This is a genomic window from Mixta intestinalis (assembly GCF_009914055.1).
Taxonomy (GTDB): domain Bacteria; phylum Pseudomonadota; class Gammaproteobacteria; order Enterobacterales; family Enterobacteriaceae; genus Mixta; species Mixta intestinalis.
Map to the genome: position 1 here is coordinate 481,574 of NZ_CP028271.1, position 12,914 is coordinate 494,487.

Sequence of the window (12,914 nt, forward strand, 5' to 3'; positions counted from 1 at the left end):
GTAGCGGCGGGGCTGTGTTAGCATGTTCCACTGGTTTACAACACATCTCGTGAACGAATGAGTTATCAGGTCCTTGCCCGCAAGTGGCGTCCACAAGCGTTTTCCGATGTCGTTGGTCAGGAGCATGTACTGACTGCGCTGGCTAACGGCCTGTCGCTGGGACGAATCCACCACGCTTATCTTTTTTCTGGCACCCGCGGTGTCGGAAAGACCACGATTGCGCGCCTGTTGGCCAAAGGGCTCAATTGCGAAACCGGCATTACCGCTACGCCGTGCGGCGTTTGCGATAACTGCCGTGAAATCGAACAGGGCCGCTTTGTCGATCTGATCGAGATCGATGCCGCCTCGCGTACCAAAGTCGAAGATACGCGCGATCTGTTAGACAATGTGCAGTACGCGCCCGCGCGCGGACGTTTCAAAGTCTACCTGATCGATGAAGTGCACATGCTGTCGCGCCATAGCTTTAACGCCTTGCTGAAAACGCTGGAAGAGCCACCAGCGCATGTCAAATTCTTGCTGGCAACCACCGATCCGCAAAAACTGCCGGTGACTATCCTTTCCCGCTGTCTGCAATTCCACCTCAAAGCGCTGGATGTCGATCAGATTCGTCAACAGCTGGAATATGTGCTGCAACAGGAAAATATCACCGCTGAACAGCGGGCGCTGCAGCTGCTGGCGCGCGCGGCAGACGGCAGTATGCGTGATGCGCTGAGTCTGACCGATCAGGCTATTGCCACCGGTGACGGACAGGTGACGACCGCAAGCGTTGCGGCCATGCTGGGTACGCTGGATGACGATCAGCCGCTGGCGTTAATCGAGGCGCTGGCTGCCGCCGATGGGCAACAAACTATGACGCTGTTGCAGCAGGCGGCGAGTCGCGGCGTTGAATGGGAGGCGCTGCTGGTAGAAATGCTGCGTTTGCTGCATCGGATCGCGATGATCCAGCTGCTGCCTTCCGCGCTTAGCGATGAGTATGCGGGCGTTGAGCAGCGGCTGCGCGAACTGGCGCGCCTTGTTCCGCCAGCGGATGTGCAGCTCTATTATCAAACCATTCTGATGGGGCGCAAAGAGTTGCCGCTGGCGCCGGATCGTCGTATGGGCGTGGAAATGACATTACTGCGCGCGCTGGCCTTTCATCCGCAGGTAGAGATCGCCGAGCCGGTTACCCGTCCGGTGATGGCGCCGCAGCCGAACGTGCAGGCGCCGCCTTCCGCCGCTGCCTCAGCATTTTCACAGGTGGAAGCGCCACGGCCTGCGCCGGTTGCCGCCGCCTCAACGACGCCTCCGGCGGCCGCTACGCCTGAGGTGGCATTGCCTGACGCAACCAGTCAGCTTTTGCAGGCGCGTACGCAGCTGTTGCGCCAGCAGGGAGCGAACAGAACAAAAAAGAGTGAGCCGGCAGCGCTAAGCGCGCGGCCGGCTGGCTCGGCGCTGGAACGGCTCGCTCAGGTTACCGAGCGCGCCAGTAAAAAACCGGCGGCGGAAAAAGCCACGCCGTCAAAAAAAGAGGCCTATCGCTGGAAAGCGCAGAATAAGGTGGTGGAAAGCGAGGTACAGCCGGTCGCGACACCAAAGGCCCTGCGTTCAGCGCTGGAGCATGAGAAGACGCCGGAACTGGCGGCGCGGCTGGCTGAAGAGTCGCTGCAACGCGATGCCTGGGCTGCGGAGATCGCTACCCTGACGCTGCCGAAACTGGTGCAGCAGCTGGCGCTTAACGCCTGGAAAGAGCAGACGCCACAAGGCGTCACGTTACATCTGCGCAGCAGCCAGCGTCACCTTAACTCCGCCTCGGCGCAGCAGGTGTTAACCGCTGCATTAAGCGAGGCAGGCGGTAAGCCGGTTGAACTGACTATCATTGAAGATGATAATCCTGCGGTGTTGACGCCGCTGGAATGGCGTCAGAAGATTTATGAAGAAAAGCTGGCGCAGGCGCGTCAGTCCATCATTGCGGATAGCCATATTCAGACTCTGTGTCGCTTTTTTGATGCCGATCTGGATGAGGAAAGTATCCGCCCCGTTTGAATCGCCGCATAACGGTTAAACGCTTACGCGGCCCGAGCAATAGAGAGAAACATATGTTTGGTAAAGGCGGTTTGGGTAACCTGATGAAACAGGCCCAGCAGATGCAGGACAAAATGCAGCAGGTACAGCAAGAGATCGCTGAAATGGAAGTGACCGGCGAATCTGGCGCGGGCCTGGTAAAAGTCACTATCAACGGTGCGCACAACTGCCGTCGCGTGGAAGTAGACCCAAGCCTGCTGGAAGATGACAAAGAGATGCTGGAAGATCTGGTTGCAGCGGCGTTTAACGATGCGGCGCGCCGTATTGCCGAAGCACAGCAGGAGAAAATGGCTTCCGTTTCCGCCGGTATGCAGCTGCCGCCGGGCTTTAAGATGCCGTTCTGATGCAAACCAGTCCTTTGCTGGAGTCGTTAATGGAAGCGCTGCGCTGCCTGCCGGGCGTTGGCCCGAAATCGGCGCAGCGCATGGCGTTTCAGCTATTGCAGCGCGATCGCAGCGGAGGCATGCGCCTGGCTCAGGCGCTAACGCGCGCCATGTCGGAAATTGGTCACTGTGCCGACTGCCGTACTTTTACCGAGCAGGAGATCTGCACCATCTGCGCGAACCCGCGTCGTCAGCAGAACGGGCAAATTTGCGTGGTGGAAAGTCCGGCAGATATCCACGCCATTGAGCAAACCGGGCAGTTCGCCGGGCGCTATTTTGTGCTGATGGGGCATCTTTCCCCGCTGGACGGCATTGGCCCGCAGGATATCGGGCTGGATCGCCTTGAACAGCGGCTGGAGAAGGAAACCATCCAGGAATTGATCCTCGCCACCAACCCCACGGTGGAAGGTGAAGCTACCGCCAACTATATCGCCGGGCTGTGCGCGCAGTATGGCGTTGAGGCCAGCCGTATCGCACACGGCGTGCCGGTTGGCGGCGAGCTGGAAATGGTGGACGGTACCACGCTGTCACACTCGTTGGCCGGACGACACAAGATCAAATATTGACCACTTGCTGGCACATTCGCTTGTGCCAGCTTGAAAAACGTTTTCCCATCCCCACTTCTTCCTCAACGTTCGATAAACCTGTTTCAGTTGAGGTAGCCAAACCATGAAAGGACAAGAGACGCGTGGTTTTCAGTCAGAGGTAAAACAACTTCTGCACCTGATGATCCATTCCCTCTATTCGAATAAAGAGATCTTCCTGCGTGAGCTGATTTCCAACGCCTCCGATGCAGCGGATAAGCTGCGTTTCCGTGCGCTTTCAACGCCAGATCTGTATGAAGGTGACGGCGAACTGCGCGTCAGGGTTTCTGTCGATAAGGAAAACCGCACGCTGACGCTGAGCGATAACGGTATCGGTATGCGTCGCGATGAGGTGATTGAAAACCTCGGCACCATTGCGAAATCAGGCACCAAAGCCTTTCTTGAATCTTTGGGTTCCGATCAGGCGAAAGACAGCCAGCTGATTGGTCAGTTCGGCGTTGGTTTTTACTCCGCATTTATCGTTGCTGATAAAGTCACCGTGCGCACCCGTGCCGCCGGTGCGGCACCGGAAGAGGGCGTATTCTGGGAATCCGCTGGCGAAGGTGAATACACCATTGACGATCTGACCAAAGCGGATCGCGGTACTGAAATTACCCTGCATCTGCGCGAAGGCGAAGATGAATTCCTCGACAGCTGGCGCGTGCGCAACATCATCAGCAAATATTCCGATCACATCGCGCTGCCGGTAGAGATCGAAAGCAAAGATGAAGAGAGTGATACCACCAGCTGGGAAAAAATTAACAAGGCGCAGGCGCTCTGGACTCGCAACAAATCAGAAGTCAGCGACGAAGAGTACAAGGAGTTTTACAAACATATCGCCCATGATTTCAGCGATCCGCTGAGCTGGAGCCATAACCGCGTTGAAGGTAAGCAGGAGTACACCAGTCTGCTCTATATCCCGGCCCGTGCGCCCTGGGATATGTGGAACCGCGATCACAAGCACGGTCTGAAACTGTATGTGCAGCGCGTCTTTATTATGGACGATGCTGAACAGTTTATGCCGAACTATCTGCGCTTCGTACGCGGCCTGATTGACTCCAACGATCTGCCGCTGAACGTTTCGCGTGAAATCTTGCAGGACAACCGCATTACCCAGAACCTGCGCAGCGCGCTGACTAAACGCGTCCTGCAAATGCTGGATAAACTGGCGAAAGATGACGCGGAAAAATATCAGCAGTTCTGGCGCGAATTCGGGCTGGTGCTGAAAGAAGGTCCGGCAGAAGATCACGCCAATCAGCAGGCGATTGCTAAACTGCTGCGCTTTGCTTCTACCAGCAGCGAAGGTTCGGCACAGACCGTTTCGCTGGAAGACTACGTCAGCCGTATGGTGGAAGGCCAGGAAAAAATTTACTACATCACCGCCGACAGCTACGCGGCAGCGAAAAGCAGCCCGCACCTGGAGCTGTTCCGTAAGAAAGGCATTGAAGTGCTACTGCTCTCCGATCGTATCGATGAGTGGATGATGAGCTATCTCACCGAGTTCGATGGAAAAACCTTCCAGTCGGTCAGCAAAGCGGATGAAACGCTGGATAAGCTGGCGGATGAAGAGAACGAGGCGCAGAAAGAGGCTGAAAAAGCGCTGGAGCCGTTTGTTGAGCGCGTGAAAACACTGCTGGGCGAGCGGGTGAAAGAGGTGCGTCTGACGCATCGTCTCACCGATACGCCAGCGATTGTTACCACTGACGCCAATGAAATCAGCACGCAGATGGCTAAGCTGTTCGCGGCGGCCGGTCAGGATGTGCCGGACGTAAAATATATCTTTGAGCTGAACCCGGATCATCCGCTGGTGAAACGCACCGCCGATACCGAAGATGAAGCGCGCTTCGCCGAATGGGTGGAACTGCTGCTCGATCAGGCGCTGTTCGCTGAGCGTGGGACGCTGGAAGATCCGAACCAGTTTATCCGCCGTATGAATCAGCTGTTGCTGGCGTGACGTAAACGCAATATCCAGGCCGGCCATTGTGCCGGCTTTTTGCATTTACAGATTGTCTGAAAAACGTGGTGCCTGCTCACGTCCCACTGGTGTTTATTGATAAAGCGGTTGATGATAACCGTCGGTAACTTTTTGTACGTCAGAACTGCTTCCGGGCCCGTTTTCTTGTGGTGGCGGGACCTTAGTGGTATGTTCTTGACCTTCTCTGTTAGATCAAAGCAATTCTCAAGGGGATTTACGCAATGCGTATTATTCTGCTCGGCGCTCCGGGCGCAGGTAAGGGCACTCAGGCTCAGTTCATTATGGAGAAATACGGGATTCCGCAAATCTCCACGGGCGATATGTTACGTGCGGCAGTAAAAGCTGGCACGGAACTGGGCAAGCAGGCGAAAGCCATTATGGACGAAGGCAAACTGGTGACCGATGAACTGGTTATCGCGCTGGTAAAAGAGCGTATTGCGCAGGATGACTGCCGTAACGGTTTCCTGCTCGATGGCTTTCCGCGCACCATCCCACAGGCGGATGCGATGAAAGAAGCCGGTATCAAAATTGACTGCGTGCTGGAGTTCGACGTGCCTGATGAACTGATCGTTGAGCGTATCGTAGGCCGCCGCGTTCATGCGCCGTCTGGCCGCGTTTATCACGTTAAATTCAATCCGCCGCAGGTGGAAGGTAAAGATGACGTGACCGGCGAAGAGCTGACTACGCGTAAGGACGATCAGGAAGAAACCGTGCGTAAGCGCCTGGTAGAGTATCATGAAATGACCGAGCCGCTGGTAGCCTACTATCAGCAGGAAGCGCAGGCGGGTAACACCCAGTACCACAAAATTGATGGTACGCGTAAAGTGACCGAAGTCAGCGCTGAGCTGGCAAACATCCTCGGCTAATCTCTGCCCGCAGCACCAGGCCAGGCGTATCGTGCCGATATTCCTGGCTTTCTTATTTCTTCCGTCTGTCTCATTATTCCTCCTGCTTTGCTTTCCTCTATACTTTGCCGCTGAGCGCTTTTCTCTCTTATTGAGAGAGGTTTTACCGGCGAGCTTATCCGCATCAGCCAGGATAAAATAGCGGTGAAAAACGAGTTAATCCATTCAGAAAACAGGGATATACGATGAGGCAAGATAAACCCGGCGTCCTGCTGGTGAATCTGGGAACGCCAGATGCGCCAACCGCGCCTGCGGTAAAACGCTACCTGAAACAGTTTCTCAGTGACAGGCGCGTTGTCGATACGCCGCGCTGGCTGTGGTGGCCGATCCTCAACGGCATTATTCTGCCGATTCGCTCACCGCGCGTGGCAAAACTTTACGCCTCCGTCTGGATGGAGGGAGGATCGCCGCTGCTGGTTTACAGCAAACGTCAGCGTGACGCATTGGCCGCGCAGCTTGATATCCCGGTGGAACTGGGTATGAGCTACGGTACGCCCAGCCTGAAAAGCGCGGTGGATAGCCTGATGGCGCAGGGTGTGACCCGATTGATCGTGTTACCGCTCTATCCGCAGTTCTCCTGTTCTACCGTTGCGGCGGTCTGGGATGGGCTAAGCGCGGTATTTGCCGGTTATCGCTCTATGCCCGATGTGCATTTTATCCGCGACTATGCCGAACATCCGGGCTATATCGCCGCACTAAAAGCTTCGGTGGAGCGGTCGTTTGCGCAGCATGGCAAACCGGATCTGCTGGTGATGTCCTTCCACGGCATTCCGCAGCGCTTTGCTAATGAAGGCGACGATTACCCGCAGCGCTGCCGCGATACCACCGATGCGCTGACGCGGGCGCTTGGCCTGAGCGAAAATGAAGTGATGATGACCTTCCAGTCGCGTTTTGGTCGTGAGCCCTGGCTAACGCCTTATACCGATGAAACGATGCGCGGTTTGCCCGCGAAAGGCGTGCGCCATATTCAAATTATGAGCCCTGGTTTCTCCGCCGACTGTCTGGAGACGCTGGAGGAAATTAGCGAGCAGAACCGGGAGTTCTTCCTGCATGCGGGCGGTGAAAAATTTGAGTATATCCCGGCGTTGAACGACGATGCCGAACATATCGCCATGATGCTGGCGCTGGTGAACGCTCACCGCTGAGTAACGGCGGGGAGTGTGCTATCATTCTCCGCCTGTTTCATTCTGAAGCCAACAATCATGAAATTTCCCGGCCAACGCAAATCCAAACACTATTTTCCCGTCAGCGCGCGCGATCCACTCCTGCAACCCGTCCAGCCCGAAAGTGAAACCGGCACCAGTTGGGTGGTGGGTATCGATCAAACGCTGGTCGATATTGAGGCCCGGGTCGATAACGCTTTTGTGGCGCGCTACGGGCTCAGCGTTGGTCATTCGTTGGTGATTGAAGATGACGTCGCGGATGCGCTTTATGCGGAGCTGATGCGTGAAAATCTGATTACCCATCAGTTTGCTGGCGGCACCATCGGCAATACTATGCACAACTATTCGGTGCTGGCGGATGATCGATCCGTACTGCTCGGCGTGATGTGTAATAACGTGCAGATTGGTGGCTATGCCTATCGTTATCTCTGTAATACCTCCAGCCGTACCGATCTGAACTATTTGCAGGGAGTTGATGGTGCTATTGGCCGCTGCTTTACGCTGATTGGCGATAACGGCGAGCGCACCTTTGCTATCAGCCCTGGCATGATGAACCAGCTGCGTCCTGAAAGTATCCCGGAAGAGGTGATCGCTGGCGCTTCAGCGCTGGTACTGACCTCCTACCTGGTACGCTGCAAGCCCGGCGAACCAATGCCGGAAGCGACCATGCAGGCGGTGGCCTGGGCGAAGCAGTACAACGTACCGGTAGTGCTGACGTTGGGCACTAAGCATGTGATTGCGGAAAATCCGCAGTTCTGGCGCGAATTCCTACAGGAGCATGTTTCCATCCTGGCGATGAACGAAGAAGAAGGGCTGGAGCTGACCGGCCATGCCGATCCGCTACAGGCGGCGGATTGCGCCCTGGAGTGGGTCGATCTGGTGCTCTGTACTGCCGGTCCTAACGGGCTTTATATGGCAGGTTACACCGAGGAGAGCGCGAAACGCCAAACTAACCATCCGCTGCTGCCCGGTGCGATTCCTGAATTTAATCAGTATGAGTTCAGCCGCGCCATGCGCCATCAGGATTGCCAGCAGCCGCGCCGCATCTATTCACATATCGCCCCTTATATGGGCGGGCCGGAAAAAATCATGAATACTAACGGAGCAGGAGATGGGGCGCTGGCGGCGCTGCTGCACGATATTACCGCTAACAGCTATCATCGTAATAACGTACCCAACTCCAGCAAACATCAGCGTAGCTATCTGACTTACTCTTCGCTGGCGCAGGTATGTAAATATGCGAACCGCGTTAGCTATCAGGTACTGAATCAGCATTCGCCGCGCCTGACGCGCGGCCTGCCGGAACGGGAAGACAGCCTCGAAGAAGCCTACTGGGAACGTTAAACGTCAGCGCGGCAGAGGCCGCGCCGTTATCCATGCTGATGTTCAGGACGCTGAATGGCAGGCTGCACCTCCAGCCCCGCTTTCAGCGTTGCCAGCATACTATTGGCAATTTCACGTTCGCCCATAATTACGTTATCGGCACCGCGCTCAAGGATATAGTGCACCTCATCGTCATAGTGGGCGCGGGCGATGATTTCCAGATGAGCATGTTTCTCACGTGCTGCCGCGATGATTTCACCGGCCTCGTAGCCGTTAGGAATGCTCATCAGCAGCCAGCGGGCACAGTCCAGACGCGCCAGCTCCATGGTTTCCACCCGTGCCGCATTACCCAACACCGCATGGATACCCTGCTCACGTAACGCCTCAACGCGATTACGTGCATTTTCCACCACCACAATCGGCACTTCCGCTTCCATCAGTAGCTTGCTGACCAGGCTGCCTACGCGTCCGTAACCAACGATCACCGCATGATTGCAGATATTGACTGGAATCTGCTTCTCTTCTTCCGTTGCCTCTTCCAGACTCTGTTCTTCGAAGTTTTCGTTCTTCTCCAGATAGCGCTCCAGCAGGGTAAACAGGATCGGATTGAGCATAATTGACAGGATAGCCCCTGCCAGCACCAGGTTACGCCCTTCGTCACTGAGCAGGTTAAGCGCGATGCCAAGACCGGCAAGAATAAAGGCGAACTCACCGATTTGCGCCAGGCTAACGGAGATAGTCAGCGCGGTACGGCGCGAATGGCCAAGCAGGGACACCAGCAGCCATGCTGCCAGCGATTTACCCAGTACGATAATCGTCAGTACACCCAGCACCGCCAGCGGCTGCTGCACCATAATCATCGGATCGAACAGCATCCCGACCGACACAAAAAACAGCACGGCAAACGCATCGCGCAGCGGCAGGGTATCATGGGCGGCGCGATGGCTCAGTTCCGATTCGTTCAGCACCATACCGGCGAAGAATGCACCCAGGGCAAAGGAGACATCGAAGAACTCAACGGCACCGAAGGCAATGCCGAGCGCCAGCGCCAGTACTGACAGCGTAAAGAGTTCACGCGAGCCGGTTGCGGCACTGCGCGCCAGAATCCACGGCACCACGCGGCGGCCCACCACCATCATCAGCACCATAAAGGCGGCAACCTTACCGATGGTAAGCAGCAGATCCCACGCCAGCAGCGTCAGGCTGGCATTGCCTTTTTCCAGCATACCGGCAATAGCGGGCAGCAGCACCAGCGTCAACACCATCACCAGATCTTCAACAATTAACCAGCCGATAGCGATTTGGCCCCGCTGGGTATCAATCAGCTGCCGTTCTTCCAGCGCGCGCAGTAGCACCACGGTACTGGCGGTGGAGAGACAAAGGCCGAACACCAGGCCGCTCATCCAGCTCCATCCCAGCGCCAGACTCAGCCCCATTCCCAGCAGCGTTGCTACGGTAATTTGTGCAACGGCGCCAGGGATAGCGATAGCTTTTACCGCCATTAAATCTTTCAGAGAGAAATGCAGACCGACACCAAACATCAGCAAAATCACACCTAACTCCGCCAGCTCTGGTGCCAGTTTGGTATCGGCAACGAAACCGGGAGTAAAAGGACCCGCCAGCACGCCCGCCAGTAAATAGCCCACCAGCGGAGAAATTCGCAGGCGATTGGCGAGCATTCCCAGGAGGAAGGCGAGGACAAGGCCTCCGACAATGGTGGTAATCAGCGGGGTAGTGTGGTGCATGCTGTCTCCTTCTGTGTGCAACTGTGTCCGGTTGTAACCAGTGTAAAGCAAAACAGGGCGGTCTGCGTGACTATAAAGGGACAAAAGTTGAAAAAAGTGCGGTAAATCTAAAAAAATTAATCTGACAGTCATTTTTTTTACTTATGACGCCGTATCCTTGATAGTTCCTGTAGGAAGAATTCCTCTTTTTGCAAAAAGCGGGTGATAAAAATGACAGCTTACGCCGCTAAGGTTATTAAAAGGGGCTCAACGCCGATGAAAGCGCAAAATGCTGGTTGTTTTGCAGCTATCCTGGCCATAGCGAAAAAATTTTGTGCTGTTGTCGAGCAGAAGATTGCGGCAGCGCCCTGCTTAAGGCATAACTAGCGTTAACAGGACCGTTTTTTATGTGGTTACGAGAATTTTATCAGCAGGGCGCAGCTTTTCCGTTACGACGGCGTGGCGCGACCAAAAGCGAGTCGACAAGGAGAACAACGTTGCGCTTTATCAATACCTTAATTATGGGCGGGATCCTTTCCCTAAGCTTGTGTTCTGCGCAGGCGCTGGCCTGGGAAAAAGGGCGCGTCTACAAATTTACCGTTTTGCATACTAACGATCATCACGGGCGCTTCTGGCAGAATGAACAGGGTGAGTATGGTCTTGCGGCGCAAAAAACGCTGGTAGACACGATTCGCTACGATGTGCAGGCGCATGGTGGCGCGGTATTGATCCTTTCCGGTGGCGATATTAATACCGGAGTACCCGAATCGGACTTACAGGATGCGGAACCCGATTTTCGTGGGATGAACCTGGTAGGCTACGATGCGATGGCGATCGGTAACCATGAGTTTGATAATCCACTTTCTGTGCTGCGTCAGCAGCAAAAATGGGCCAAATTTCCGTTACTTTCAGCCAATATCTACCAAAAAAGTAGTGGAGAGCGTCTTTTTCAGCCTTATGCCCTGTTTAATCGTATGGGACTGAAGATTGCGGTTATCGGCCTGACCACCGACGACACGGCGAAAATCGGCAATCCAGAATACCTGACCGATATTGAATTTCGTTCGCCCACCAGCGAAGCGAAAAGCGTGGTAGAAGCGCTGCGTGCGACGGAAAAGCCGGACGTGATTATTGCCGCTACTCATATGGGCCATTATGACAACGGCAACCACGGCTCCAATGCACCGGGCGACGTGGAAATGGCGCGTGCATTACCGGCAGGCTATCTCGATCTGATTGTTGGTGGTCATTCACAGGATCCGGTGTGTATGGCTGAAGATAATCAGAAGCAGGTCGATTATGTGCCGGGATCGCCCTGCAGGCCCGATCGCCAAAATGGAACTTGGATCGTGCAGGCGCATGAATGGGGCAAATACGTTGGGCGGGCTGATTTTACTTTCAGGGACGGCGTGCTGACGCTGGAAAATTATCAGCTGATACCGGTTAACCTGAAGCACAAAGTAAAAAACAGCGAAGGTAAAGATGAATGGATTAATTACCAGCCTGAAATCGCCCCTAACAGCGCCATGCTGAAGCTGCTGATGCCTTTCCAGAAAAAAGGGGAGGCGCAGCTGGGCGTGCAGGTAGGCAGCGTTGATGAACGACTGGAAGGCGATCGCAACAAGGTGCGTTTTGTCCAGACTAACCTGGCTCGGCTAATGCTGATGGCGCAGATTGAACGTACAAAGTCTGACTTTGCCGTGATGAGCGGCGGCGGCGTGCGCGACTCCATCGCCGCCGGACCGATTAGCTATAAAGATGTGCTGAAGGTACAGCCGTTCGGCAACACGTTATGCCAGGTCGAGATGAAGGGCAGCGAGGTAGAAAAATATCTGGCAGTTGTCGCGAACAAGCAGGTTGATTCCGGTGCCTACGCGCAGTTTGCTAACGTCAGCCTGGTAGCCGACGGCGAAGGCGTCAGCGATATAAAAATCAATGGCGAACCGCTTCAGGCGGATAAAGTTTATCGTATGGCAACATTAAGCTTTAACGCCAGCGGCGGAGATGGTTATCCGGCAATCGACAAGCTGCCGAGCTTTGTCAACACCGGTTTTGTCGATGCGGAAGTGCTGAAGCAATATATTGAGCAGCATTCACCGTTGAAGGCAGCGGATTATATGCCACGCGGGGAGATCGTTTATCTCAGCGCGGCACAAAAGCAGGAGCGCCAACAACAGCAGGAAAAACGACGCCGCAGCTATCCGCAGATGATTCTGGCCTGGCTAACCGGCGAAGAATAAAATTGTTAAACAGCACCCTCGCCGGTTAAGCGGCGAGGGTCACGATCGCGCTATTCCTGCATACAGGTACGTCGGGAAAACCATTTCTCTCTTAGCCTGTCCCACAGCCAGTTATAAATCATGGTGTAGGGCAAAAAGAAGATGAAAAAGCCTATTTCCAGCATAAACGCCTGTAACAGGCCGATATTTAACATATAAGCGGCAAGCGGCAGACCGATGGTGATAAATCCCCCCTCAAAGCAAAGCGCATGAACCAGGCGTACCAGCAGAGCACGCGGTTTTTGTGGTGGAAAAAAGCGATCGAACAAGGCGTTGTAAATGATATTCCACACCATCGCGAGCGTCGAAAGCATTAATGCCACGGCGCCCATTTGAAACAGCGGCTTATTCATTATTAACGCCGCTACCGGCGACGCCGTTAAAATAGCCACGGTTTCAAAACCAACGGCATGCAGCAAACGCTCTTTAAGCGAACGGGTACGCATAACCCCTCCTTATTTAACAGAAGGCGTATTTTCTTTGTTTCTTCAGGTAAACTGAAATTAACACCCATCGA

At 54.8% G+C, this 12,914-nt stretch carries 10 protein-coding genes and 1 other annotated feature; of the genes, 8 read left to right on the forward strand and 2 right to left on the reverse strand.

Features of this window, described 5'->3' with window-relative positions; genetic code table 11:
- Positions 1-57 precede the first annotated feature (57 nt).
- The 7 genes from dnaX (at position 58) to C7M51_RS02215 (ending at position 8,415) form a co-directional block, all read left to right on the forward strand.
- Positions 58-2,022, forward strand: a complete 1,965-nt coding sequence (gene dnaX, locus C7M51_RS02185; RefSeq protein WP_160620100.1) for a DNA polymerase III subunit gamma/tau — start codon at positions 58-60, stop codon at positions 2,020-2,022.
- Positions 1,364-1,425, forward strand: a sequence feature (DnaX frameshifting element). (Overlaps the previous gene by 62 nt.)
- Positions 2,023-2,075: 53 nt before the next feature.
- A complete protein-coding gene (locus C7M51_RS02190; RefSeq protein ID WP_141177069.1) occupies positions 2,076-2,405 on the forward strand; it encodes a YbaB/EbfC family nucleoid-associated protein in 330 nt (109 codons plus the stop codon).
- Positions 2,405-3,010 (forward strand): recombination mediator RecR, encoded by a 606-nt coding sequence (recR, locus tag C7M51_RS02195; protein WP_038627541.1) that lies wholly within the window; start codon positions 2,405-2,407, stop codon positions 3,008-3,010. The genes C7M51_RS02190 and recR overlap by 1 nt, the downstream gene beginning before the upstream one ends.
- Positions 3,011-3,113: 103 nt before the next feature.
- Entirely contained in the window at positions 3,114-4,982 is a 1,869-nt protein-coding gene (gene htpG, locus C7M51_RS02200; protein WP_160620102.1) for a molecular chaperone HtpG, read from the forward strand.
- A gap of 242 nt (positions 4,983-5,224) precedes the next feature.
- Entirely contained in the window at positions 5,225-5,869 is a 645-nt protein-coding gene (gene adk / locus C7M51_RS02205; RefSeq protein ID WP_160620104.1) for an adenylate kinase, read from the forward strand.
- Between the two features lie 224 nt (positions 5,870-6,093).
- Positions 6,094-7,053, forward strand: coding sequence for a ferrochelatase (gene hemH, locus C7M51_RS02210; protein ID WP_160620106.1), 960 nt, complete (start codon positions 6,094-6,096; stop codon positions 7,051-7,053).
- 57 nt (positions 7,054-7,110) lie between these two features.
- A complete protein-coding gene (locus C7M51_RS02215) occupies positions 7,111-8,415 on the forward strand; it encodes an inosine/guanosine kinase (RefSeq protein WP_160620108.1) in 1,305 nt (434 codons plus the stop codon).
- 26 nt (positions 8,416-8,441) lie between these two features.
- Here C7M51_RS02215 and ybaL read toward each other — a convergent pair whose 3' ends face one another.
- Entirely contained in the window at positions 8,442-10,139 is a 1,698-nt protein-coding gene (gene ybaL, locus C7M51_RS02220; RefSeq protein WP_160620110.1) for a YbaL family putative K(+) efflux transporter, read from the reverse strand.
- A 500-nt stretch (positions 10,140-10,639) separates the two neighbouring features.
- Between ybaL and ushA the strand changes: the two genes are divergently transcribed.
- A complete protein-coding gene (gene ushA, locus C7M51_RS02225; protein ID WP_160623541.1) occupies positions 10,640-12,358 on the forward strand; it encodes a bifunctional UDP-sugar hydrolase/5'-nucleotidase UshA in 1,719 nt (572 codons plus the stop codon).
- Between the two features lie 50 nt (positions 12,359-12,408).
- Here the strand turns inward: ushA and C7M51_RS02230 are convergent, their stop codons facing one another.
- On the reverse strand, positions 12,409-12,843 hold the full coding sequence (locus C7M51_RS02230; protein ID WP_160620112.1) for a multidrug/biocide efflux PACE transporter: 435 nt from the start codon (positions 12,841-12,843) through the stop codon (positions 12,409-12,411).
- Positions 12,844-12,914 lie beyond the last annotated feature (71 nt).

What these genes read in the sequence shown, in the direction of transcription:
- ushA (WP_160623541.1), top strand. Translation starts at nt 10,640, where the DNA reads ATGGGCGGGATCCTTTCCCTAAGCTTGTGTTCTGCGCAGGCGCTGGCC.
- htpG (WP_160620102.1), top strand. Translation starts at nt 3,114, where the DNA reads ATGAAAGGACAAGAGACGCGTGGTTTTCAGTCAGAGGTAAAACAACTT.
- hemH (WP_160620106.1), top strand. Translation starts at nt 6,094, where the DNA reads ATGAGGCAAGATAAACCCGGCGTCCTGCTGGTGAATCTGGGAACGCCA.
- recR (WP_038627541.1), top strand. Translation starts at nt 2,405, where the DNA reads ATGCAAACCAGTCCTTTGCTGGAGTCGTTAATGGAAGCGCTGCGCTGC.
- dnaX (WP_160620100.1), top strand. Translation starts at nt 58, where the DNA reads ATGAGTTATCAGGTCCTTGCCCGCAAGTGGCGTCCACAAGCGTTTTCC.
- ybaL (WP_160620110.1), bottom strand. Translation starts at nt 10,139, where the DNA reads ATGCACCACACTACCCCGCTGATTACCACCATTGTCGGAGGCCTTGTC.
- C7M51_RS02230 (WP_160620112.1), bottom strand. Translation starts at nt 12,843, where the DNA reads ATGCGTACCCGTTCGCTTAAAGAGCGTTTGCTGCATGCCGTTGGTTTT.
- adk (WP_160620104.1), top strand. Translation starts at nt 5,225, where the DNA reads ATGCGTATTATTCTGCTCGGCGCTCCGGGCGCAGGTAAGGGCACTCAG.
- C7M51_RS02190 (WP_141177069.1), top strand. Translation starts at nt 2,076, where the DNA reads ATGTTTGGTAAAGGCGGTTTGGGTAACCTGATGAAACAGGCCCAGCAG.
- C7M51_RS02215 (WP_160620108.1), top strand. Translation starts at nt 7,111, where the DNA reads ATGAAATTTCCCGGCCAACGCAAATCCAAACACTATTTTCCCGTCAGC.